This window comes from Pseudomonas sp. P5_109 (assembly GCF_034009455.1).
GTDB lineage: Bacteria > Pseudomonadota > Gammaproteobacteria > Pseudomonadales > Pseudomonadaceae > Aquipseudomonas.
On sequence record NZ_CP125380.1, the window covers coordinates 2,121,233 to 2,145,906 of the forward strand.

Below are 24,674 nucleotides of genomic sequence, written 5' to 3' on the forward strand. Positions count from 1 at the left end.
TCCTTAGAGATGAATAGCTTTTGTGGCGAGGGAGCTTGCTCCCGCTGGGCTGCGAAGCGGCCCCAGCAACATCAACCCGGTGTGCCAGATGAAGTGCATCTGCAGGGCTGGCGACTGCTTGGCAGTCGAGCGGGAGCAAGCTCCCTCGCCACGGATTGGGGTGTCCCGAGGGCTGCGATTATAAGCGTGACCCAAACAAAAACACCGCCCGAAGGCGGTGTCTTTTTCAGCGCTAGATCAAGAGGCAATCATCTGCCGCAACACGTAATGCAGAATCCCTCCCGCCTTGAAGTACTCCACCTCATTGAGCGTATCGATCCGGCACAACACCTCGATTTTCTCGCGGCTGCCGTCTTCGCGGGTGATCACCAGCGTCAGGTTCATCCGTGGAGATAATTCGACGCCGGTCAAGCCGAGGATGTCCAGGGTTTCGCTGCCGCCCAGGTTCAGGCTCTTGCGGTTCTGATCCAGCTTGAATTGCAACGGCAGCACGCCCATGCCCACCAGGTTGGAGCGGTGGATGCGTTCGAAGCTTTCGGCGATGACCGCTTTGACCCCCAGCAGATTGGTGCCTTTGGCCGCCCAGTCGCGGCTCGATCCGGTGCCGTATTCCTGGCCGGCGATCACCACCAGCGGCGTGCCCGAAGCCTGATAGCGCATGGCGGCGTCGTAGATCGGCATTTTCTCCCCGGTGGGAATGTAGCGGGTGTTGCCGCCTTCTTCGCCGCCGAGCATTTCGTTGCGTATGCGGATATTGGCGAAGGTGCCGCGCATCATCACTTCATGGTTGCCCCGTCGCGAACCGTAGGAGTTGAAGTCCCGCGGCTCCACGCCTTTGTCTCGCAGGTATTGCCCGGCCGGGCTGTCGGCCTTGATGTTACCGGCCGGGGAGATGTGGTCGGTGGTCACCGAGTCGCCGAGCAACGCGAGAATGTTCGCTGCGCAGACATCCTTGACCACGGGCGGCGGGCCGCCGATGCCGTCGAAGAACGGTGGGTGCTGGATGTAGGTCGAATCGTCCTGCCAGACATAGGTCGCCGCCTGCGGGACCTTGATCGCCTGCCATTGTTCGTCACCGGCAAACACTTCGGCGTATTCCTTGTGGAACATGGCGGTGTTGACCTGATTGACCGCCTCGGCAATTTCCTTGCTGCTTGGCCAGATGTCGCGCAGGTATACCGGTTTGCCATCCTTGTCCTCGCCCAACGGCTCGCGACTGAGATCAGTGCGCACCGTGCCGGCCAGCGCGTAGGCCACCACCAGCGGCGGGGAGGCCAGCCAATTGGTTTTCACCAGGGGATGCACCCGGCCTTCGAAGTTGCGATTGCCCGAGAGCACCGAAGCCACGGTGAGGTCGGCTTGCTGGACGGCTTTCTCGATGGGCTCCGGCAGCGGTCCGGAGTTGCCGATGCAGGTGGTGCAGCCGTAGCCGACCAGGGCAAACCCCAATTCGTCGAGGTATTGGGTCAGGCCGGCCGCCTTATAGTAGTCGGTGACCACTTTCGAGCCGGGGGCCAGCGAGCTCTTCACCCAGGGTTTGCGTTTCAGGCCTTTTTCCACGGCCTTCTTCGCCACCAGCCCGGCCGCCATCATCACGCTGGGGTTGGAGGTGTTGGTGCAGGAGGTGATCGCGGCGATGACCACAGCGCCGTTTTTCAGGCGATAGGTCTGGCCTTCGTATTCGTAATCCGCTTCGCCGGCCATATCGGCATTGCCGACGGCGACACCGCCACCGCCTTCACTTTCCAGGCGACCTTCTTCCTTGCTGGTGGGTTTGAACTGCAGGTCGATGAAGTCACTGAACGCTTGCGCGACGTTTGGCAGCGAAACCCGGTCCTGTGGACGTTTTGGTCCGGCGAGGCTGGCTTCGACGCTGCCCATGTCCAGCGCCAGGCTGTCGGTGAACACCGGTTCCTGGCCGGGCAGGCGCCACAGGCCCTGGGCCTTGCTGTAGGCCTCGACCAGTTGCACCGTTTCGAGGGGCCGGCCTGAGAGGCGCAAGTATTCCAGGGTGACGTCGTCCACCGGGAAGAAACCGCAGGTGGCGCCGTATTCCGGGGCCATGTTGGCGATGGTCGCGCGGTCGGCCAGCGGCAGGTCGGCGAGGCCGTCGCCGTAAAATTCGACGAACTTGCCCACCACGCCTTTCTTGCGCAGCATCTGGGTCACGGTCAGCACCAGGTCGGTGGCGGTGATGCCTTCCCTGAGCTTGCCGGTGAGTTTGAAACCGATCACTTCCGGAATCAGCATCGACACCGGTTGCCCGAGCATCGCCGCTTCCGCCTCGATACCGCCGACGCCCCAACCGAGCACGCCGAGGCCGTTGATCATGGTGGTGTGGGAGTCGGTGCCGACCAGGGTGTCGGGGAAGGCATAGGTGCGGCCGTCCTCGTCCTTGGTCCAGACCGTGCGGCCGAGGTATTCCAGATTCACCTGGTGGCAGATCCCGGTGCCCGGCGGCACCACGCTGAAGTTGTCGAAGGCACTCTGGCCCCAGCGCAGGAACGCATAACGCTCGCCATTGCGCTGCATCTCAATGTCGACGTTCTGCTCGAAGGCGCTGCTGCTGGCGAACTTGTCGACCATCACCGAGTGGTCGATCACCAGGTCCACCGGCGACAGCGGGTTGATCCGCTGCGGATCGCCGCCGGCCTTGGCCATCGCTGCGCGCATGGCAGCCAGGTCGACCACCGCCGGTACGCCGGTGAAGTCCTGCATCAGCACCCGTGCGGGGCGGTACTGGATTTCGCGGTCGGAGCGACGCTCCTTGAGCCACGCGGCAATTGCCTTGAGGTCGGCGCCGGTGACGGTTTTTTCATCTTCCCAGCGCAGCAGGTTTTCCAGCAGGACTTTCAACGACATCGGCAACTTGTCCAGCTCACCCAGGCTCCTGGCGGCATCGGGCAGGCTGAAGTAGTGGTAGGTCTTGTTACCGACTTGCAGGGTCTTGAGCGTTTTCAGGCTATCGAGGGACGGCATTACGATCACTCCTTTGAGTCCGCACGGCTACGGACTGAGGGGACGGGCAGAGCATTAAACCTAGCCCTGTTTTCGGTAGCTGGCTAATAACTGGACTCTATGGACAGACCCCAGGTTCCGAACTCGGCTATCATGCGCGGGTTTTCGTGACAGGCTTTGCTTCAACGCAAGCCTGGGCATCGCGCAGTGGCCGAAATTCCTCGCCATTGCCCAGGAGTAAGAATGAACACCCTATTCATGCATTGCCGGCCGGGCTTCGAAGGCGAAGTCTGTTCCGAGATTTCCGACCTCGCCGCGCGCTTGAACGTGGCCGGATATGCCAAGGCCAAGGCGGCAACTGCCTGCGCCGAATTCGTCTGCACCGAAGAAGACGGCGCCGAGCGCCTGATGCGCGGGCAGCGTTTCGCCGAGCTGATCTTCCCGCGCCAGTGGGCCCGGGGGATTTTCATCGATCTGCCGGAAACCGACCGCATCAGCGTGATCCTCGATCATATGGCGGACTTTCCGCTGTGCGGCAGCCTGTGGCTGGAAATGGTCGACACCAACGACGGCAAGGAACTGTCGAACTTCTGCAAGAAATTCGAAGTGCACCTGCGCAAGGCGCTGATGGCCGCCGGCAAGCTGGTGGAAGATGCGCACAAGCCGCGTCTGTTGCTGACCTTCAAGAGCGGTCGCGAAGTGTTCATGGGCCTGGCCGAGTCGAACAACTCGGCGATGTGGCCGATGGGCATTCCGCGTTTGAAATTCCCCCGCGAGGCGCCGAGCCGCTCGACCCTCAAGCTGGAAGAGGCCTGGCACCACTTCATCCCGCGTGACCAGTGGGACGAGCGTTTGCACGGCGACATGACTGGCGTTGACCTGGGAGCCGCTCCTGGTGGCTGGACCTGGCAACTGGTCAATCGCGGCATGCTGGTGACCGCCATCGACAACGGCCCGATGGCCGAAAGCCTGATGGACACGGGGCTGGTGCAGCACTTGATGGCTGACGGTTTCACCTTCAAGCCCAAGCAACCGGTGGACTGGATGGTTTGCGACATCGTCGAAAAGCCGGCACGCAACGCCGCGATGCTGGAAGAGTGGATCGGCGACGGCCATTGCCGCGAGGCGGTGGTCAACCTCAAGCTGCCGATGAAGCAGCGCTATGCCGAGGTGAAGCGTTTGCTCGAGCGCATTGCCGATGGCTTCAAGGCGCGGGGCATCAAGGTCGAGATCGGCTGCAAGCAGCTGTACCACGACCGCGAGGAAGTGACCTGCCATTTGCGTCGGTTGGACGTGAAGAAGCCGAAATCCCGCTGATACACGCGGCCCAATGTGGGAGCGGGCTTGCTCGCGAAGGCGTCCTGTCAGTCGACATCAACGTTGCTGACACACCGCTTTCGCGAGCAAGCCCGCTCCCATAGGTCAGTGCCAATCCCGCAACGGCGGCGATATGCCACAGGTGACCGAACACCCGGCAATGCGCGACAATGCCGGCCAGTTTCAGGAGTTAATCATGAGTGAAATGCTTGATACGCCGGTAGACGGCACCCTCGACGCCACCGGCCTCAACTGCCCGGAGCCGGTGATGATGCTGCACCAGCACATTCGTGACCTGGTGCCCGGCGGCCTGCTCAAGGTGATCGCCACCGACCCGTCGACCCGTCGTGACATTCCCAAATTCTGCGTGTTTCTTGACCACGAACTGGTGGCGCAGCACGAAGAGGCGGGCACCTACCTCTACTGGATTCGCAAGAAGTCCGGCTGATCCCACCCCGGGATACACCGCAATACCTGTAGGAGCCGGCTTGCCGGCGATGGACTCAAGTGCGCCGCGTTTATCCGGTTTACACGCGTTATCGTTAACGAGCATCGCTGGCAAGCCAGCTCCTACAAGAAACCGCGTCCTGGTCGAAAACGAAGTGACCTGCAAACCGTAAACGCCCAAAAAAAAGACCTGCAAAAGCAGGTCTTTTTTTTGTGCAGTCAACCCGCCGGGCGGCTGTTACGAATCCGCCGGCGCGCACTGAGCGTCAGGCGGATCGACAGCATCAGCGCCGCACAGCTCAAACCGGCAATCAGCCCTTCCCACAGCCCGCTCGGGCCACTGGCCGGACCGAACCAGTCGGTCAGTCCCAGCAAGTAACCGACTGGCAGGCCGATGCCCCAATAGGCGAACAAGGTCAGGATCATCGTCACCCGGGTGTCCTGGTAGCCACGCAACGCGCCTGCGCAGATCACCTGGATGGCATCGGAAAACTGATACAGCGCGGCATACACAATCAGCATCGACGCAATCTGGATCACGGCCTGGTCAGGCGTGTAGATCGAGGCGATTTGTTCGCGCAGCAGCAGGATCAGGCTCGCCGAGAACGCGGCGAACACCAGTGCCGCGCCGAGTCCGACTTTCGCCGCGAAGCGCGCCTGCCAGGGATTGCCGGCCCCCAGTGCCTGACCGACCCGCACCGTTACCGCCATGCCCAGCGAGTAAGGAATCATGAACAGCAGCGAGCTGATATTCAGGGCGATTTGATGCCCGGCCACCACGGTAGAGCCGAGACTGCCGATCAGCAGGGCAATGACCGCGAAGATGCTGGACTCGGCGAAGACGGCGATACCGATCGGCAGGCCAATGCTGACCAGACGCTTGATCACGGCCCATTTCGGCCGGTCGAAGCGCACCAGTACACGGGTGCGGGCATAGAAGGGGGCCCAGAACGTCCAGCCGGCCATGCTCAGCGCCATGAACCACATCACGATGCCGCTGGCCCAGCCGCAACCGACGCCGCCCAGGGCCGGTGCGCCGAAATGGCCGTAGATCAACGTGTAGTTCAGCGGGATGTTCAGCAGCAGGCCACACAAGCCAATGACCATGCTCGGACGGGTTCGACCCATGCCATCGCTATAGCAGCGCAGTACGTAATAAAAAGCCATGCCCGGAAAACCGAAGGCGATCCCGTGCAGGTAACCCATGCTCGGCTCGATCAATTGCGGATCGACTTTCATCCAGTGCAGGATCGGCTCGGCGCTGAGCAGCAGGCCACTGCCGATCAACCCGACACACAGTGCCAGCCACAGCGCCTGGCGTACCAGCGGGCCGATTTCGTCAAACTGCCCGGCGCCAAAGCGTTGCGCGACCTTGGGTGTGGTTGCCAGCAGGACGCCAGACATCAACAGGTAGACCGGAATCCAGATCGAGTTGCCCAGGGCGACCGAGGCCAGGTCCCTTGGACTGACGCGCCCGGCCATCACCGCATCGACGAAGCCCATGGCCGTGGTGGCCAGTTGCGCGATCATGATGGGCAGGGCCAGGCCGAGCAGGCCCTTGAGTTCCAGGCGTACGGGTGTTGTCCGCGCAGGAGCAGTGGCGACGGTATTCTCGATTACAGGATTCAATGGCGAAACGTCCAAAAGGTGTTGAAGCACAGGCGCGCATTCTACGCGTTGACGCGCCAGTCAGGAAAAGACCCGTGTTGTGGATTTGTAATCATCCACCCGATTGTGTGCCGATCATTATTGTGGCGAGGGGGCTTGCCCCCGTTGGGCCGCGCAGCGGCCCCAAATCGTCCACCGCATTCTTCCAGGCGCACCGTGCAGACTGAGTTTGCGACTGCTTCGCAGCCGAACGGGGGCAAGCCCCCTCGCCACAAGGGACGCGCAATGCTTACTGGCTCACAACGGCCATCTACGCCTACACTGCCGATCCGCCAAAGGAGCCTGCCATGCTGATTGTTGCCGACGAAAATATCCCCCTGCTCGATGCGTTCTTTGAAGGCTTCGGTGAAATCCGCCGGGTGCCGGGACGCGCCATCGACCGTGCCATGGTCGAGCAGGCCGATGTGCTGTTGGTGCGTTCGGTGACCAACGTCAATCGCGCGCTGCTCGAAGGCAGCAAGGTGCGCTTTGTCGGAACCTGCACCATCGGCACCGATCATCTGGACCTGGATTACTTTCAGCAGGTCGGCATCACCTGGTCCAGCGCACCGGGCTGCAATGCCCGCGGCGTGGTCGACTATGTGCTCGGCAGCCTGTTGACCCTGGCCGAAATCGAAGGTGTCGACCTGACCCGGCGTACCTACGGCGTGGTCGGCGCCGGCGAGGTGGGCGGACGGCTGATCAAGGTCCTGCAAGGGCTGGGCTGGAAGGTGCTGGTGTGCGATCCACCACGACAAGCCGCTGAAGGCGGGGACTACGTCAGCCTTGAACAGATCGTCGAGCAATGCGACGTCATCAGCCTGCACACGCCGTTGACCAAGCAGGGTCAACAATCGACCTGGCATTTGTTCGATGAAAAACGTCTGAATCAGCTCAAGCCCGGTGCCTGGCTGATCAATGCCAGTCGCGGGCCGGTGGTCAACAACGCGGCGCTGCGCGATGTGCTGCTGGAGCGCGAAGACCTGCAAGCGGTGCTCGATGTCTGGGAAGGCGAGCCTGAAGTCGACGTAGCGCTGGCCGAGCTGTGCGTGCTGGCAACGCCGCACATTGCCGGTTACAGCCTCGACGGCAAGCAGCGCGGGACCGCGCAGATTTATCAGGCGTATTGCGATTTCCTCGGGCAACCGGCCCGCGTCAGCCTGAGCGATTTGCTGCCGGCACCGTGGCTGTCGCACGTGACCCTCAATGCGCAAAGCGACCCGGCCTGGGCGTTGGCGATGCTGTGTCGTGGCGTGTATGACCCGCGTCGTGACGATGCGGATTTCCGTCGCAGCCTGGTCGGCAGTGTCAGCGAGCAGCGTGCGGCATTCGATGTGCTGCGCAAGCAATATCCGTCGCGCCGGGAGATCGACGGGCTGCAGGTGCGGATCGAGGGGGATGCGCCTGAGTTGCAGAGGATTGTGGCGGCGTTGGGGGCGACGGCCATCTGATAGACCCTGGTGGCCCCTTCGCGAGCAAGCCCGCTCCCACAGGGGATTTGTGGTGCATGAAGATCCAGTGTGGGAGCGGGCTTGCTCGCGAAGGGCGCGCCACGGTTCCGAATTGGAAAAACAGGCATAAAAAACCCGGCCAACAATGGGCCGGGTCAAGAAGACGGTGGCTATATCACTCTTGTTCGGCAGGCTTGACCAATCGCTTTTCCAGTTCGCTGCAAGCTTTCTGGATCATCTCTTCAGTGATCGGTACCTCGCGACCCTGCTCGTCAATAATCGAGCAACCCAGAGACTGGTCTGGTTGCGTGCGGATCACTTGAATCTTGTCATCGCTGCTGTGTTGCAAGGACATGGCCTGTCTCCTCATCAGGTTGTGTGCTTACTGTAGAACCGCCAGGTGACCGGGCTATGACAACTCCCTGCGATCTTTCCGGGGGACACATCCAGTCCAGCAGAAATGCCTTCGCGTGGCTACCCGAACTTTAGACCAATAGCGTCTAGCCTCTAGTGTTGGTGGACATAATTAACCTGACTCATTGTGATTTGCAGCGAGCCACCCCATTGAGCGGTATAGGCTGACCCTAATGACTGCTTTGTCCTGGAAAATTGCGATGCTCTCTGCCCGTCACCGCCGTGCTGTTCGCCTGGCCATTCGTTTCATCGCTCCGTATCGCTGGCAGGCCTTTGGCGCCTTGCTGGCGCTGATCGTCACCGCGGGCATCACCTTGTCGATGGGGCAGGGCATCCGCCTGCTGGTGGACAAGGGGTTCATGACCCAGTCACCGCACCTGCTCAATCAGTCCATCGCGCTGTTCATGTTGCTGGTGGTGGGGCTGGCGATCGGTACGTTTGCACGGTTTTACCTGGTGTCGTGGATCGGCGAGCGCTGCGTGGCGGATATCCGGCGCCAGGTGTTCAATCATCTGATTTACCTGCACCCGGGGTTTTACGAAGACAATCGCAGCTCGGAAATCCAGTCCCGCCTGACCGCCGATACCACGCTGCTGCAATCGGTCATCGGATCTTCCCTGTCGTTGTTCCTGCGCAATCTGTTGATGGTGATCGGCGGGATTGTCCTGTTGTTCATCACCAACCCCAAGCTCACCAGTATCGTGGTGGTGGCCTTGCCCTTGGTGATCGCACCGATCCTGATCTTCGGACGCCGGGTGCGTAACCTCTCGCGCCTGAGTCAGGACCGGATTGCCGATATCGGCAGCTATGTGTCGGAAACCCTGGGGCAGATCAAGACCGTGCAGGCCTACAACCATCAGGCCCAGGACGAGCAACGGTTTGCCGTGACGGTGGAGGAGGCATTCAACACTGCGCGCAAACGCATCTTCCAGCGGGCCTGGCTGATTACCCTGGTGATAGTGCTGGTATTGGGCGCGGTCGGGGTGATGCTCTGGGTTGGCGGCATGGACGTCATCGCCGGGCGAATTTCCGCCGGCGAGTTGGCGGCATTCGTGTTCTACAGCCTGATCGTCGGCAGTGCGTTCGGCACGTTGAGCGAAGTGATCGGCGAATTGCAGCGGGCAGCCGGCGCGGCCGAGCGGATTGCCGAGTTGCTGCGTTCGGAAAACATCATCCTGCCGCCGGTGACCGGCACGGTGACATTGCCGGACCGGGTCGACGGCCACCTGCAACTGCAAAATGTGCGTTTTTCCTACCCGTCGCGACCGGAAAGTTATGCCGTCGACGGCTTGAGCCTGACCGTCAATGCCGGTGAGACCCTGGCGCTGGTCGGGCCATCAGGGGCCGGCAAATCGACGGTGTATGACTTGCTGCTGCGTTTTTATGACCCGGCCGAGGGGCACATCCTGCTCGATGGCGTGCCATTGACTCAGCTCGACCCGCTGGACCTGCGCCGCTGCTTCGCCCTGGTCTCGCAAACACCGGCGCTGTTTTTCGGCAGCATCGAAGAAAACATCCGCTACGGCAATCCGCAGGCGACCCTGGCCGAGGTACAGGAAGCGGCAAAGATCGCTTATGCCCATGACTTCATCGAAGCCATGCCCAACGGTTACCAGACGCATCTGGGGGACGGCGGTCTCGGTTTGTCCGGTGGCCAGCGCCAGCGCCTGGCCATCGCCCGGGCGCTTCTGGTGGACGCGCCGATCCTGCTCCTCGACGAAGCCACCAGCGCCCTCGACGCCCAGAGTGAACACCTGATCCAGCAGGCACTGCCGAGCCTGATGAAAAACCGTACCACCCTGGTCATCGCCCATCGCCTGGCCACGGTGAAAAACGCCGACCGGATCGCCGTGATGGATCAAGGGAAGCTGGTGGCGGTGGGCACGCATCAGGAACTGATCGCCAGCAATGCGTTGTATGCGCGGTTGGCGGCGTTGCAGTTCAGTGATGGGAATGAAGCGGCGTGAATGACTACATGATGAATGTTGCCCGGTTCGGGCATTATGTCGTCCACTGTCATGAGCCCGGATGAGGATATGAGCCGTTATCAACCACCGTTGACCTTGACGACGAAAATGTTGTCGCTGATCGCCGATATCAGCGAACAGATCGGTCAGCTTACGGCGATGGACGAACGCCTGCAGACACCTCAGTTACGTCGTGGCAATCGGATTCGAACGATTCAGGCTTCTTTGGCGATCGAAAACAATACGCTGAGCATCGAGCAAGTGACCGCCGTTCTGGCAGGGCAGCGTGTGCTGGGGTTGCCTCGGGAAATCCAGGAAGTTCGAAATGCGTTTGCTGCATACGAAGCCATGCCTGATTGGCAGCCGAGCAGCCGGACCGATTTGCTGCGCGCCCATGAACTGCTGATGGGCGGATTGATTGATGAATGCGGGCAGTTTCGTCGAGCCGGTGTGGGTATCTATCGTGGCGACAAGTTGATCCATATGGCGCCGCCACCGAGTCGCGTTGTGCACTTGATTGATGACTTGCTGGCGTGGCTTGGTGCCTCGGACTGGCATCCGCTGATTACCAGCTGCGTCTTTCATTATGAATTCGAATTCATCCATCCCTTCGCTGACGGTAACGGACGCATGGGACGCCTTTGGCAAACCCTGATTCTCAGTCAGTGGCGCCCGGTATTATCTTACTTACCGGTTGAGGCGGTGATTCGGGATCAGCAGGAGGCATACTACGCTGCATTGTCGGTGGCTGATCATTTGGTCGAATCAACGCCTTTCGTAGAGTTCATGTTGCAAGCCATGAGCGTTGCACTATCGGAGGCAGTACGGGGTGAGCCAGAAATCGACCCAGTAACCGACCTAGTAAGCGACCCAGTAGAGAAGTTGCTTTCCATACTGCATCTTAATGGTCCGCGAAAGATCAGCGAATTGATGGCTGAGATCGGATTGGTGCACAAGGCGACCTTTCGGGCTAACTATCTCAGGCCTGCATTAGCGGTCGCATGGATAGAAATGACCCATCCCGAATCGCCAAGCAGTCCGGCACAAAAGTATCGCCTGACCCAGCTTGGAAAACAGGTCTTCGCACGGCTCAAGCCGGCAAAGAAATTCTGAGCATTAAAAAAGCCCGCATCTGTGATGCGGGCTTTTTTTGTGGATCGATTTGAATCATTGATCGTCGAAGTACCGCTCATGCCAATCCACGATCGGTTGTGGCGAATTGAGCTTCTGGCCGTAGATCACCGAATATGACAGCACGTTTTGCACGTACTGGCGGGTTTCGTCGAACGGGATGCTTTCCACCCACACGTCGAAACTCAGGTGGTCCGCGCCGCGCAGCCATTGGCGGACGCGGCCGGGGCCGGCGTTGTAGGCGGCGGAGGCGAGGACGCGGTTGCCGTTGAACTGGCTGTGCACCTGGCTCAGGTAGGCGGCACCGAGCTGGATGTTCTTGTCCGGATCCAGCAGCTGTTGTGGCGAGCTATAGGGGATGCTGAACTTGCGTGCGGTTTCCTTGGCGGTGGCGGGCATCAGTTGCATCAGGCCCGAAGCGCCGACCCCTGAGCGTGCGTCGTCCATGAATGCGCTTTCCTGGCGGGTGATGGCGAACGCCCAGCTCGGATGCAGGCCGCGGTTCTTCGCTTCACGGACCAGGGTCTCGCGGTGAGCCATCGGGAAGCGGATGTCCAGGTCATCCCAATACTGCGCCTGACTGATGGTGCGGATCGCCGGGAAGTACCATTTCAGGTCGTAGGCCAGTTTGGCCTGGGCGACCATTTCGTCGCGGCTGAAGTGGCGGCTGACGTAGTACCACTCGCGCCGGCCATCGACGATCTGCCCACGGGCGTGCAGTTCCAGGGCGCGGCGCACGCCGGGCGTGTTGCGCACCTTGTTGATGGTGGCCTGGCTGAGCGCCAGCGGTTTGTTGAGCAGCGAGTAGGGCGACTGCGAGCGGTCGGCGGCGAGGAAACCATAGAAGTCGCGTTCGCGGGCGAGGCTTTTGTAGAGTGTCTGCGCTTCCGGATTCTGCGGTTGCGCCAGTTCCAGGCTGCGGGCCTGCCAGTAGCGCCAGCGGTTGGTGGTGGCCAGGTCCTGGGGCAGGCGGCGGGTCAACTGATAGGCATCGTCCCAGCGTGCCAGGCGCAGGAGCAGGCGCAAGCGCCATTCGGAAACGGTGTTGTCGCGCAGTTCGGGGTCGTATTTGGTCATGACATCCAGTGCGCGACCGTCGAAACGTCGTGCGAGGGTCAGGCCGATTTCCCGGGCGATCGCCACTTTTTCATCCCGGGAGAAGTGCATGCTGTTGGCATAACCGTCGAGCAGGTCCATGGCCTTGTCCGGGTCCTGGCGAGCCAGGCGGCGCAGGCCCAGGCTGACCACGTCGGACATGGCTTCATCGGCCGGGGTGAAGCGTGACGGCTGGTTGAGCAGTTCCGGTTTCTGCGCGACGTCCACCAGCAAGCGACCGCGAGGGGCGAGAGTGGTCATGCCGTTGACCAGGCTGTTGGCCAGCGGGTAATTGCGCGCCTGGGCGGCGAGTTTGGCGCGCTCCCAGCGTTTTTGCTCGGTCAACTGGCCATCGGCGGCCCACATGCCGAACAGGGCGTCACAGGCGTCGGGTTGGGATTTGCCTGTCAGCCAGAGCTTTTCGGTGTTGGCGTAACCTTCGGACTTGAGGTTGTGGCTGATCTGGTACTGCGCATTCAGGCAATCCAGTTCGGTGAAGTTCATTTTCGGGTCGTAATACTTGACGAAGGTCGCCCAGTCGCCCCGATCCGCCAGCCAGCGCAACCAGCGCAGTTTCATCCAGTTGGCCTGGGGCAGGTCGCCGTGTTCGGCGAGGAATTTCTCGATTTCGGCGTTGCTCGCGGTTTTCAGGCGCGCGGTCAGCTCGTCGTAAGCCAGGTAAGGTTCCAGCGGATAATCGGCGAGGGCCTGGCTGTAACGGAAATACGGGCCACTGTCGCCCTTGGCCAAGGCGCGTTTGGCTTCATCGTAATACTGGCGTTGGGTGGACAGGTCCACCGCCTGGGCGGATTGAACGGCAGCGGCAGACAGTAAAAAAGCAGACAAAAGATTGAAAAGGCGACTGCGCATGAGACATCCGTGCAGAGAAATCATGACAAGTGCGGGCCAGGGCCCGCACTGAATTGTCTGTAGCTTAGCCTTTTGCCAGCAGCCGGCGAAAGCTTTGCGGGTCTTCCCGCTTCAGTTCGCAACATTTGTCATTCAGAGTGCTACGACAGTGAAATTGCCGGCCTTCTGAAGCCTCAAGTCAGGTAGAATGCGCGCCCGGTTTTTGGAGAAGCTCATGACCCTGCTCAAATTCAGCGATGTGTCCCTTGCTTTCGGCGCTATGCCGTTGTTGGACAAGGTGTCCTGGCAGATCGCCCGTGGTGAGCGGGTGTGCATCATCGGCCGCAATGGCACTGGCAAGTCCAGCATGATGAAGCTCGTCAAGGGCGACCAGAAGCCCGATGACGGCTCCGTTTGGCGCGCACCCGGGCTCAAGATCGGCGAATTGCCGCAAGAATTGCCGGTAGCCGACGAGCGGACCGTGTTCGACGTAGTGGCCGAAGGCCTGGACGGTGTCGGTGCATTGCTCGCCCAATATCACCACCTGAGCCAGAACTGCGTCACCGATGCCGACCTGGACAAACTGATGCACGTCCAGCACGACCTCGAAGCCCGTGACGGCTGGCGCTTGCAGACCCTGGTCGACAGCACCCTCAGCCGCCTGCAACTGCCGGCCGACAAGACCCTCGCCGAATTGTCCGGCGGCTGGCGTCGGCGCGTCCTGCTGGCCCAGGCCCTGGTGTCCGAGCCGGACCTGCTGCTGCTCGACGAACCAACCAACCACCTGGACATCGGTGCCATCGCCTGGCTTGAAGAAGCGCTGAAGGATTTCCAGGGCGCCGTGCTGTTCATCACGCACGACCGCTCTTTCCTGCAGAACCTGGCCACCCGCATCCTCGAACTGGATCGCGGCGGCCTGATCGACTGGAACGGCGACTACGCCAGTTTCCTCGTGCACAAGGAAGCTGAACTCGCTGCCGAAGCCACTGCCAACGCGCTGTTCGACAAACGCCTGGCCCAGGAAGAAGTGTGGATTCGCCAGGGCATCAAGGCCCGCCGTACCCGTAACGAAGGCCGCGTACGCGCACTGAAAGCCTTGCGCGTCGAGCGTAGCGAGCGTCGCGAGCGCACCGGCAAGGCCAATATCCAGCTGGATACCGCCGACAAGTCCGGCAAGCAGGTGATGGTGCTCGAGGACGTGAGTTTCGCTCACCCGGGCGGGCCGTTCCTGATCAAGGACTTCTCCATGGTGCTGCAGCGCGGCGACCGTATCGGTCTGCTGGGTGCCAACGGTACCGGCAAGACCACGCTGTTGAAGCTGATGCTCAGCGGCTTGCAGCCGACCAGCGGCAAAGTGGAAGAGGGCACGCGGATCGATGTCGCCTACTTCGACCAGTTGCGCCATCAGCTGGACCTGGAAAAGACCGTGATCGACAACGTCGCCGAAGGTCGCGACTTCATCGATATCGACGGCCAGAGCCGCCACGTGCTGAGCTACCTCGGCGACTTCCTGTTCAGCCCGCAGCGTGCGCGCACGCCGGTCAAGGCACTGTCCGGTGGCGAGCGTGCCCGTCTGTTGCTGGCCAAGCTGTTCAGCAAACCGGCGAACCTGCTGGTACTCGACGAACCGACCAACGACCTCGACGTCGAAACCCTCGAACTGCTCGAAGAGGTCCTGCTGACCTTCAACGGCACCGTACTGATGGTCAGCCACGACCGGGCATTCCTCGACAACGTGGTCACCAGCACCCTGGTCTTCGAAGGTGAAGGCAAGGTTCGCGAGTACGTCGGTGGCTATCAGGACTGGCTGCGTCAGGGCGGCTCGCCGCGCCTGCTGGGCGTGACCGAGAGCAAGTCCGGCAAGGCTGACCTGAACTCCGCGGTGGTGAAGGCCGAGCCTGCGCCGGTTGCGGCAGTCGTCGAAGCACCGGCGGCGAAGAAAAAGCTCAGCTACAAGTTGCAGCGCGAGCTGGAAGCGTTGCCGGGGCAGATTGAAGCCATGGAGCAGCAGATCGCTGCTGTTGAAGCGCAGATGGCGGATGCCGGTTTCTACCTGCGTCCTGCTGCCGAAACCGCTGCGGTGATCGCCCAGCTGTCGCAGTTGCAGGCTGAACTCGACGTCATGGTCGAGCGTTGGGCCGAACTGGATGCCTGATTGATCGTGCGATAAAAAAGCCCGGCGCTCAGTGATGAGCGCCGGGTTTTTCGTATGCAATGCGATCTGCTGGTTGAAATGGATTCCCTGTAGGAGCGAGCTTGCTCGCAATGAACCTGAGTGCATCGCGGGGTGTCAGGCTTACATCGTCTTCGTTGACGACCATCGCGAGCAAGCTCGCTCCTACAGTGACTTTGTAATGTCAGCTTTTGGTTTGCAGGCGCACCGCAAGCACATCGCAAGGCGCACCATGCAGCACGTCATTGGCGGTAGAGCCCAGCAGCAGTGCCAGGCCGTGCCGGCCATGGCTGCCCACCACGATCAGGTCGCAGGTTTGCTCCTTGGCCAGGTGGTGGATCTCCTGGCGTGGCTGGCCGTAGGTCAGGTGGCTGTATTCCTTGGAGAGCTCCGGGTATTTCAGGATCAAGCGATCAAGGCGCTCCTTGGCCTGATCGAACTGCTGTTGTTGCAGTTGTGACAGGTCCATTGGCACGTCGCCGCCGAAGGCCATCGCCATCGGCTCGACAATGTGCACCAGCGACAATTTCGCACCGTTGCTCACCGACAGTTCGCGAGCGCGGTGAATCACAGGGTCGCACTCTTCGGTCAGATCTACAGCGACCAGAATATGGTTGTAGGGCATGAGGTGCTCCTCCTGAGGATTGCAATATTGGTAAGTATGGCTGGTTTCAAGCGCATTGGTTCCAAAGTGACACAATGGGCTCATCAAGAATCGGGAGTACAGATATGACGGTCTGGATAGTGGTGTCAATCCTGTTGGTGGTACTCAGCCCGCTGGCATGGTTGCGCCCGTCGCGAGTTCAGAGCGGGCGCATAGCCTTGCGGATGGAGGCCCGACGCATCGGCCTGGCCATGCAACTGGCGCCCCAGGAATGGCCGCACTGGCTGAGCCAGGAGCCGCCGAGTCCCTGCGCCCAGTACCATCGCCCGCGACGTGGCAATCAGCCGGCGTGCTGGAGTTACTGGCAAAAATCACCGGGTATCTGGGTGAACCAGTGGCAGGAAATCTGTGAAGATCAGGTGCTGCTCAATCATTTCGAAAAATTGCCGGACAATGTCTACAAGGTTGAGGCCGACAAGCAAATGATCGCCTTGTATTGGGGCGAGAAGGGCGAGGCCGAGGTTTTGCAACACATCGATGTCACCCTCAAGGCGCTGGCCTGAACCCGATCCCCTGTAGGAGCGAGCTTGCTCGCGATGGTCGTCAACGATGACGCTGGCAACCTGACACTCCGCGGCGTCCTCAGGTTCATCGCGAGCAAGCTCACTCCTACAGGTTTTCATGCAGGCAATAAAAAGCCCGACAAGATCATCGGGCGGGATGGCCAGGCAGGCCGGTAAAACGGTGTGGGCTGATCTTACGCTGGGCATTCGCCAAAAGCGTTCGCAATTTTCCCCTTGGTTCCGCCAGCGTAGCTCGTTAAACACGGGCTGCAGCGATTTAGGGCGACATTTCTAATAATTGATTCTATGAATGACCTCGCATGCTTCGGCGTGTTTAAGGTCTTCGCAGTACGGATATGACCGGAAAGTCGCGTTTCAACCCGTGTTTCAGGCGATTGACAATTGTCGGAAATTCCGTGAAGGTGACGTACCCAAATCAAACGGGCGTATGAATTGAGCGTTTGTATTTCAGACCGCTCCTACAGAATCCCGACTATCGCGTTGGCGGGTGTGCCGGGTGGATAGGCGTAGCATCGACGATTAACGTCCCTGCCATGCCATTCGCCTGCGTCCGACGTGTACTGTTCAGCTTCCATATCGTGGAGATCAGTTGATGATTTACGAAGGTAAAGCCATCACGGTTAAGGCTCTTGAAAGTGGCATCGTCGAACTGAAGTTCGACCTCAAGGGTGAGTCCGTCAACAAGTTCAACCGTCTAACCCTGAACGAACTGCGTCAGGCCGTAGACACCATCAAGGCAGATGCTTCGATCAAGGGCGTGATCGTCAGCAGTGGCAAGGACGTGTTCATCGTCGGCGCCGACATCACCGAATTTGTCGACAACTTCAAGCTGCCGGATGCAGAACTTGTTGCTGGCAACCTCGAAGCCAACAAGATTTTCAGCGATTTCGAAGACCTCAACGTCCCGACTGTAGCTGCGATCAACGGCATCGCACTGGGTGGTGGTTTCGAAATGTGCCTGGCCGCAGACTTCCGAGTCATGTCGGCCACTGCCAAAATCGGCCTGCCAGAAGTCAAGCTGGGCATCTACCCAGGTTTCGGCGGCACCGTACGCCTGCCGCGCCTGATCGGGGCCGACAACGCCATCGAGTGGATCGCCGCCGGTAAGGAAAACCGTGCTGAAGACGCGCTGAAAGTCGGTGCCGTCGACGCCGTGGTTGCCCCGGACAAACTGGCCGAAGCTGCACTGAGCCTGATCAAGGGCGCCATCAGCGGCGAATTTGACTACAAGGCCAAGCGTCAGCCGAAGCTGGAAAAACTCAAGCTCAACGCCATCGAACAAATGATGTCGTTCGAAACCGCCAAGGGTTTCGTGGCTGGCCAGGCCGGCCCGAACTACCCGGCGCCGGTTGAAGCGATCAAGACCATCCAGAAAGCTGCGAACTTCGGTCGCGACAAGGCGCTGGAAATCGAAGCCGCCGGTTTCGTCAAGCTGGCCAAGACCTCTGCCGCGCAGAGCTTGATCGGTCTGTTCCTGAACGATCAGGAGCTGAAGAAAAAGGCCAAGGCCTACGACGAAATCGCCAAGGACGTGAAGCAGGCCGCCGTACTGGGCGCCGGCATCATGGGTGGCGGTATCGCCTATCAGTCGGCTTCCAAAGGCACGCCGATCCTGATGAAGGACATCAACGAGCACGGTATCGAGCAGGGTCTGGCCGAAGCCGCCAAACTGCTGGTTGGCCGCGTTGATAAAGGTCGCATGACCGCCGCGAAGATGGCTGAAGTGCTCAACGGCATTCGTCCTACCCTGTCGTACGGTGACTTCGGTCACGTGGACCTGGTGGTGGAAGCGGTCGTCGAGAACCCGAAGGTCAAGCAAGCGGTACTGGCTGAAGTGGAAGATAAGGTCAAGGAGGACACCATCCTGGCGTCCAATACCTCGACCATTTCCATCACCTTGCTGGCCAAGGCCCTCAAGCGTCCGGAAAACTTCGTCGGCATGCACTTCTTCAACCCGGTGCACATGATGCCGCTGGTGGAAGTGATCCGTGGCGAGAAGTCCAGCGAGCTGGCTGTTGCCACCACCGTTGCCTACGCCAAGAAAATGGGCAAGAACCCGATCGTCGTCAACGACTGCCCAGGCTTCCTGGTCAACCGCGTGCTGTTCCCGTACTTTGGCGGTTTCGCCAAGCTGGTCAGCGCCGGTGTGGACTTCGTCCGCATCGACAAGATCATGGAAAAATTCGGCTGGCCAATGGGGCCGGCGTACCTGATGGACGTGGTCGGCATCGACACCGGCCACCACGGTCGTGACGTGATGGCTGAAGGCTTCCCGGACCGCATGAAGGACGACCGTCGCTCGGCCGTCGACGTGCTCTACGAAGCCAAGCGCCTGGGCCAGAAGAACGGCAAGGGCTTCTATGCCTACGAAACCGACAAGAAAGGCAAGCAGAAGAAAGTGGCCGATCCTTCGGTGCTCGAAGTGCTCAAGCCGATCGTTTACGAGCAGCGCGAAGTCACCGACGAAGACATCATCAACTGGATGATGATCCCGCTGTGCCTGGAAACCGTGCGTTGCCTGGAAGACGGCATTGTCGAAACCGCTGCCGAAGCCGACATGGGTCTGGTCTACGGTATTGGTTTCCCTCCATTCCGTGGCGGTGCGCTGCGTTACATCGACTCGATCGGTGTGGCAGAGTTCGTTGCCCTGGCTGACCAGTACGCTGATTTGGGCGCGCTGTACCACCCGACCGCGAAGCTGCGCGAAATGGCCAAGAACGGCCAGAGCTTCTTCGGTTAAGCGCCCCCAACTAGAGTGAGAGTGAACTTATGAGCTTGAATCCTAGAGACGTCGTGATTGTCGACTTCGGTCGTACTCCGATGGGCCGCTCCAAGGGCGGCATGCACCGCAACACCCGCGCCGAAGACATGTCGGCGCACCTGATCAGCAAACTGCTGGAACGTAACGTCAAGGTCGACCCGAGCGAAGTCGAAGACGTGATCTGGGGCTGCGTCAACCAGACCCTGGAGCAGGGCTGGAACATCGCGCGCATGGCGTCGCTGATGACCCAGATCCCGCACACGTCGGCCGGCCAGACCGTCAGCCGCCTGTGTGGCTCGTCGATGAGCGCGCTGCACACTGCCGCGCAAGCGATCATGACCGGCAACGGTGACGTATTCGTGGTTGGTGGCGTCGAGCATATGGGTCACGTGAGCATGATGCACGGTGTCGATCCGAACCCGCACATGTCGCTGTACGCGGCGAAAGCCTCGGGCATGATGGGCCTGACCGCGGAAATGCTGGGCAAGATGCACGGCATCACTCGCGAGCAACAGGACGCTTTCGGCGTGCGCTCCCACCAACTCGCCCACAAGGCGACCGTGGAAGGTAAGTTCAAGGACGAAATCATCCCGATGCAGGGCTACGACGAGAACGGTTTCCTGAAAACCTTCGACTACGACGAAACCATTCGTCCGGAAACCACCCTGGAAAGCCTGGCGGCTCTCAAGCCAGCGTTCAATCCGAAGGGCGGCACCGTGACAGCCGGTACCTCGTCGCAGATCACCGATGGTGCTTCGTGCATGATCGTGATGTCGGCGCAGCGTGCACAGGACCTGGGTATCCAGCCTATGGCGGTGATTCGTTCGATGGCAGTGGCAGGTGTGGATCCGGCAATCATGGGCTATGGTCCAGTACCGGCCACACAAAAAGCACTGAAGCGCGCGGGTCTTGGCATCTCCGACATCGACTTCTTCGAGCTCAACGAAGCTTTCGCCGCACAGGCCCTGCCAGTGCTGAAAGATTTGAAAGTGCTCGACAAGATGAACGAGAAGGTTAACCTGCACGGCGGCGCGATCGCCCTGGGCCACCCGTTCGGTTGCTCCGGTGCGCGTATCTCCGGCACTTTGCTCAATGTGATGAAGCAAAATGGCGGCACCTTCGGGGTGGCCACCATGTGCATTGGTCTCGGCCAGGGCATCTCCACCGTCTTCGAACGCGTTTAAGCGTCTCGTTGATGGAAGCCGGGGCCAAGTGCCCCGGTTTTTGTTTTTCCGGATTTATTTTTGTTTTTATTTTGAAAGAATTTGAGTGAGGGCCAAAGCATGCCGATACAACCTGGGCTCTACCAACATTACAAAGGTCCGCAGTACCGCGTATTCAGTGTTGCGCGGCATTCGGAAACCGAAGAAGAAGTGGTCTTCTATCAAGCCCTGTATGGCGATTACGGCTTTTGGGTGCGTCCCTTGAGCATGTTCCTGGAGTCCGTCGAAGTTGACGGCGAACAGGTGCCACGCTTTGCTTTGGTGCAGGCCGAAGAAAGCCTTTTTACCAAGCCATAAGCTGAGTTCGCGCAAAACCCTGCGCTTGACCTCACCTTGTTGCCACTATATATAGCGGTGCCGCGTCAGGCGCCAATCGCCTTTCACTTCTCGAATTCAGGAATTTTCTGATCCATGGGCAAATCGCTGGTCATTGTGGAATCCCCGGCTAAGGCCAAGACCATCAACAAGTATTTGGGCAACGAATACGTGGTGAAGTCGAGTATCGGCCATATCCGAGACCTGCCCACCAGCGGTTCGGCTAGCGCCAGCAAAGAGCCAGCCGCCAAGCGCGGCAAGGCTGCTGCGGGTGAAGTGCCGGCACTGTCGCCGAAAGAAAAAGCGCGCAAGCAGCTGGTCGCGCGCATGGGTGTCGATCCGGATCATGGTTGGAAAGCCAAGTACGAGATCCTCCCGGGCAAGGAAAAAGTCATCGAAGAGCTGCGCCGGCTCGCCAAGGATGCTGACACCATCTATCTCGCAACCGACTTGGACCGCGAGGGGGAAGCCATTGCCTGGCACCTGCGCGAAGCCATCGGTGGTGACGACACCCGCTACAAGCGCGTGGTGTTCAACGAAATCACCAAGAAGGCGATTCAGGAAGCCTTCTCGAAACCAGGCGAGCTCGATATCGATCGCGTCAACGCCCAGCAGGCGCGTCGCTTCCTCGACCGCGTCGTGGGCTACATGGTTTCGCCGCTGTTGTGGGCCAAGATCGCTCGCGGTTTGTCCGCCGGTCGCGTGCAGTCAGTTGCCGTGAAGCTGGTGGTCGAGCGCGAGCGTGAAATCCGCGCGTTCATCCCGGAAGAGTACTGGGAAGTGCACGCCGACCTCGGTACCGCCAAAGGCGCGACCGTGCGTTTCGACGTGGCTCGTGAAAAGGGCGAAGCCTTCAAGCCGCTCAACGAAACCCAGGCCATGGCCGCGCTGGAGAAGCTCAAGGCTTCCAGCTACAGCATCGTCAAGCGCGAAGACAAACCGACCAGCAGCAAGCCGTCGGCGCCGTTCATCACTTCCACCCTGCAGCAGGCCGCGAGCAACCGCCTGGGCTTCGGCGTGAAGAAGACCATGATGATGGCCCAGCGTTTGTACGAAGCCGGTTACATCACCTACATGCGTACCGACTCGACCAACCTCTCGGTTGATGCCGTGGCGATGGCGCGTACTTATATTGAAGGCGAATTCGGCAAGAAGTACCTGCCGGAAACCCCGAACGTCTACAGCAGCAAGGAAGGCGCACAAGAGGCTCACGAAGCGATTCGTCCGTCCGACGCCAATACCGAGCCAAGCAAGCTGTCGGGCATGGAGCGTGACGCTGAGCGCCTCTACGAGCTCATCTGGCGCCAGTTCCTCGCTTGCCAGATGCTGCCGGCGCAATACCTGTCGACTACCGTCACCGTGGGCGCTGGCGACTTCGAGCTGCGTGCCAAGGGCCGCATCCTGAAGTTCGACGGTTACACCCGGGTCATGCCGCAAATCGCCAAGCCAGGCGACGACGATGTGCTACCGGACATGGCCCAGGGCGACGCGATGAAGCTGATCAAGCTTGATCCGACCCAGCACTTCACCAAGCCGCCGGCGCGTTACTCGGAAGCCAGCCTGGTAAAGGAAATGGAAAAACGCGGCATCGGTCGTCCTTCGACCTACGCGGCGATCATTTCGACCATCCAGGACCGCGGCTACGTGGCGCTGCACAACCGTCGTTTCTATTCGGAAAAGATGGGCGACATCGTCACCGAGCGTCTGGCCGAAAGCTTCTCCAACCTGATGGACTACGGCTTCACCGCCGGTATGGAAGAGCATCTCGATGACGTGGCCCAGGGCGAGCGCGACTGGAAAAACGTGCTCGACGAGTTCTACGGCGACTTCAAGAAGAAACTCGAAGTAGCCGAAAGCCCGGAAAACGGCATGCGTGCCAACCAGCCGGTGATGACCGACATCCCGTGCATCACCTGCGGCCGTCCGATGCAGATCCGTACTGCCTCGACCGGCGTGTTCCTCGGTTGCTCGGGCTACAGCCTGCCGCCGAAAGAGCGCTGCAAGGCCACCGTCAACCTGGTGCCGGGCGATGAAATCGCTGCGGACGACGAGGGTGAATCGGAATCGCTGGTACTGCGTGGCAAGCATCGCTGCCCGATCTGCAGCACGGCGATGGATGCCTACCTGCTCGATGAGAAGCGCAAACTGCACATCTGCGGTAACAACCCCGATTGCGATGGCTACGAAATCGAAGAGGGCACTTATCGCATCAAGGGCTATGAAGGTCCGAGCCTGGAATGCGACAAGTGTGGCAGCGAGATGCAACTCAAGACTGGTCGCTTCGGCAAGTTCTTCGGCTGCACCAACGCGACGTGCAAGAACACTCGTAAACTGCTGAAAAGCGGTGACGCGGCACCGCCGAAGATGGATCCGGTGAAGATGCCTGAGCTGAAGTGCGAAAAGGTCAACGACACCTACATCCTGCGCGATGGTGCATCCGGCCTGTTCCTGGCGGCCAGCCAGTTCCCGAAAAACCGCGAGACCCGTGCTCCGCTGGTGCTGGAAATCATCCCGCACAAGGATGAGATCGATCCGAAGTATCACTTCCTCTGCGAAGCGCCGAAGAAAGATCCGGATGGTCTGCCAGCCGTGATCCGTTACAGCCGCAAGACCAAGGAGCAGTACGTGCAGACCGAGGTCGACGGTAAGCCGACTGGCTGGAAAGCGTTCTACGACGGCGGTAAGTGGAAAGTCGAAGACAAGCGTCCAGCTGCGAAGGCGTAAGATAGCAAGACCCCTGTAGGAGCGAGCTTGCTCGCGAAGGACGTGAGAGCAACGTGGGTATTCTGAAGGCCCGCGTCATCGTTGACGACCATCGCGAGCAAGCTCGCTCCTACATGACCTGCATGAAGCCCTTATTCGTTGTGGAGGCTGCCGTCATGGCCCACGAACTCTATACCCGTACCAATCAGAAGATCTATTTCGCCGGCCTGTCACTGGAAGCACTGGCTCGCACGGAAGAGGGTCGGGCGATGAATTCGCTGGCGCTGATCCAGGCCGGACGCGAATCCGCACTGTTTCACCTGTACGGTGCATTGTTGGGCCTATGCCATGAAATCGCCGGCTTCTATCGCCTGCCGCAGGCCAATGCGCCTCGTGCAGAGCTGTTGCTGACGCGCGAAGTGCTGGAAACCATCGCCATTCCGGAAATGGCTGAGCTGGTCGAACTGGCCAATAACCCGGAAACCTGGTTGGCCAAGCTGCTGGCCGCCCATGCTGCGCTGTTTCAGCCGCCACGCGCGCCGCACAAGCCGAAAGGGGACGTGACCCGGCCACTGATTCAGGCTGTCAATCTGGATGAAGAGGACGCGCCGGAGGAGTTGAGCCGGGAGGAACTGGAGAGTTGGCGTCAGAACCTGAAAGGATTGGCGATCCGGTTTCGTGAAGGGTTGAACGAGTGCTGACACAAGCAGTTGGGTGATGACATCTGGTCAAGATCCCAAGCGAAGCCCGAACGATGCCTATATAATCCCTGCCTTTCGTGGAGAACAGTCCTTTATGCCAACGTCCTTTCTAGAAATTGTCGAGTTACCAGACGGCCGAATCGAGCTGCGCAGGGCCGAGGACGAGGGTTCTCTGGTTACTTTGAATTTCTCCGAGGACGCCAAAGCGTTCCTGCAAGGGCAGCACGTGGAAGTCGCCAAGGCGATGTTGAGCGTCGGTGTTCAGATGGCGGGTCGCCTGGTTGAAGGCGAATTCGACAAGGATGAGGGGACACGGGTTCTTCATTGAGCCCCG

General features: G+C 60.1%; 19 protein-coding genes. 14 read left to right on the top strand and 5 right to left on the bottom strand.

All coding sequences use genetic code 11. The features are described 5' to 3' along the window. Positions 1-237 precede the first annotated feature (237 nt). Entirely contained in the window at positions 238-2,979 is a 2,742-nt protein-coding gene (gene acnA / locus QMK54_RS09585; RefSeq protein WP_320402402.1) for an aconitate hydratase AcnA, read from the bottom strand. Positions 2,980-3,201: 222 nt separating this feature from the next. Here acnA and rlmM point away from each other — a divergent pair, with 222 nt between their 5' ends. Together rlmM and tusA are read left to right on the top strand one after the other, a co-directional pair. Then, positions 3,202-4,275 (top strand): 23S rRNA (cytidine(2498)-2'-O)-methyltransferase RlmM, encoded by a 1,074-nt coding sequence (gene rlmM / locus QMK54_RS09590; protein WP_008001592.1) that lies wholly within the window; start codon positions 3,202-3,204, stop codon positions 4,273-4,275. 196 nt (positions 4,276-4,471) lie between these two features. Then, positions 4,472-4,723 (top strand): sulfurtransferase TusA, encoded by a 252-nt coding sequence (gene tusA / locus QMK54_RS09595; protein WP_007987255.1) that lies wholly within the window; start codon positions 4,472-4,474, stop codon positions 4,721-4,723. Between the two features lie 218 nt (positions 4,724-4,941). Here tusA and QMK54_RS09600 read toward each other — a convergent pair whose 3' ends face one another. Then, the gene (locus tag QMK54_RS09600) at positions 4,942-6,351 is read right to left on the bottom strand and encodes an MATE family efflux transporter (RefSeq protein ID WP_223594212.1); all 1,410 of its coding nucleotides are present in this window, start codon (positions 6,349-6,351) and stop codon (positions 4,942-4,944) included. Between the two features lie 326 nt (positions 6,352-6,677). On the opposite strand from QMK54_RS09600, the gene pdxB reads away from it, so the two are divergent. Then, positions 6,678-7,820, top strand: a complete 1,143-nt coding sequence (gene pdxB / locus QMK54_RS09605) for a 4-phosphoerythronate dehydrogenase PdxB (RefSeq protein ID WP_223594213.1) — start codon at positions 6,678-6,680, stop codon at positions 7,818-7,820. A 175-nt stretch (positions 7,821-7,995) separates the two neighbouring features. Here pdxB and QMK54_RS09610 read toward each other — a convergent pair whose 3' ends face one another. Beyond that, the gene (locus QMK54_RS09610; RefSeq protein ID WP_007974065.1) at positions 7,996-8,175 is read right to left on the bottom strand and encodes a PA1571 family protein; all 180 of its coding nucleotides are present in this window, start codon (positions 8,173-8,175) and stop codon (positions 7,996-7,998) included. Positions 8,176-8,407: 232 nt separating this feature from the next. On the opposite strand from QMK54_RS09610, the gene QMK54_RS09615 reads away from it, so the two are divergent. Next, the gene (locus tag QMK54_RS09615; RefSeq protein WP_223594214.1) at positions 8,408-10,201 is read left to right on the top strand and encodes an ABC transporter transmembrane domain-containing protein; all 1,794 of its coding nucleotides are present in this window, start codon (positions 8,408-8,410) and stop codon (positions 10,199-10,201) included. Positions 10,202-10,270: 69 nt separating this feature from the next. Then, the gene (locus tag QMK54_RS09620) at positions 10,271-11,314 is read left to right on the top strand and encodes a Fic family protein (RefSeq protein ID WP_320402403.1); all 1,044 of its coding nucleotides are present in this window, start codon (positions 10,271-10,273) and stop codon (positions 11,312-11,314) included. A 54-nt stretch (positions 11,315-11,368) separates the two neighbouring features. On the opposite strand, the gene QMK54_RS09625 is transcribed toward QMK54_RS09620, so the two are convergent. Next, positions 11,369-13,297: a transglycosylase SLT domain-containing protein gene (locus tag QMK54_RS09625; protein WP_223594218.1), complete on the bottom strand. Its 1,929-nt coding sequence runs from the start codon at positions 13,295-13,297 to the stop codon at positions 11,369-11,371. A gap of 214 nt (positions 13,298-13,511) precedes the next feature. On the opposite strand from QMK54_RS09625, the gene QMK54_RS09630 reads away from it, so the two are divergent. Beyond that, positions 13,512-15,431: an ATP-binding cassette domain-containing protein gene (locus tag QMK54_RS09630; RefSeq protein WP_223594220.1), complete on the top strand. Its 1,920-nt coding sequence runs from the start codon at positions 13,512-13,514 to the stop codon at positions 15,429-15,431. 202 nt (positions 15,432-15,633) lie between these two features. Here the strand turns inward: QMK54_RS09630 and QMK54_RS09640 are convergent, their stop codons facing one another. Continuing rightward, complete coding sequence (locus tag QMK54_RS09640; protein WP_015095958.1) at positions 15,634-16,074, bottom strand: universal stress protein; 441 nt, start codon at positions 16,072-16,074, stop codon at positions 15,634-15,636. 104 nt (positions 16,075-16,178) lie between these two features. Between QMK54_RS09640 and QMK54_RS09645 the strand changes: the two genes are divergently transcribed. The 8 genes from QMK54_RS09645 (at position 16,179) to QMK54_RS09680 (ending at position 24,668) form a co-directional block, all read left to right on the top strand. Continuing rightward, a complete protein-coding gene (locus tag QMK54_RS09645; protein WP_110658440.1) occupies positions 16,179-16,616 on the top strand; it encodes a hypothetical protein in 438 nt (145 codons plus the stop codon). A gap of 24 nt (positions 16,617-16,640) precedes the next feature. Next, positions 16,641-16,793: a hypothetical protein gene (locus QMK54_RS31180; RefSeq protein ID WP_413787356.1), complete on the top strand. Its 153-nt coding sequence runs from the start codon at positions 16,641-16,643 to the stop codon at positions 16,791-16,793. Positions 16,794-17,229: 436 nt separating this feature from the next. Further along, positions 17,230-19,377, top strand: coding sequence for a fatty acid oxidation complex subunit alpha FadB (gene fadB, locus QMK54_RS09655; protein WP_110658441.1), 2,148 nt, complete (start codon positions 17,230-17,232; stop codon positions 19,375-19,377). A 29-nt stretch (positions 19,378-19,406) separates the two neighbouring features. Further along, positions 19,407-20,582: an acetyl-CoA C-acyltransferase FadA gene (fadA, locus tag QMK54_RS09660; protein WP_007974051.1), complete on the top strand. Its 1,176-nt coding sequence runs from the start codon at positions 19,407-19,409 to the stop codon at positions 20,580-20,582. A 99-nt stretch (positions 20,583-20,681) separates the two neighbouring features. Next, the gene (locus tag QMK54_RS09665; RefSeq protein ID WP_007986363.1) at positions 20,682-20,918 is read left to right on the top strand and encodes a DUF1653 domain-containing protein; all 237 of its coding nucleotides are present in this window, start codon (positions 20,682-20,684) and stop codon (positions 20,916-20,918) included. Between the two features lie 114 nt (positions 20,919-21,032). Next, positions 21,033-23,660: a type I DNA topoisomerase gene (topA, locus tag QMK54_RS09670; protein WP_110658442.1), complete on the top strand. Its 2,628-nt coding sequence runs from the start codon at positions 21,033-21,035 to the stop codon at positions 23,658-23,660. A gap of 155 nt (positions 23,661-23,815) precedes the next feature. Beyond that, positions 23,816-24,340: a DUF6586 family protein gene (locus QMK54_RS09675; RefSeq protein ID WP_320402901.1), complete on the top strand. Its 525-nt coding sequence runs from the start codon at positions 23,816-23,818 to the stop codon at positions 24,338-24,340. A gap of 94 nt (positions 24,341-24,434) precedes the next feature. Next, positions 24,435-24,668, top strand: a complete 234-nt coding sequence (locus QMK54_RS09680) for a hypothetical protein (protein WP_110658444.1) — start codon at positions 24,435-24,437, stop codon at positions 24,666-24,668. The last annotated feature ends 6 nt before the right edge of the window (positions 24,669-24,674 follow it).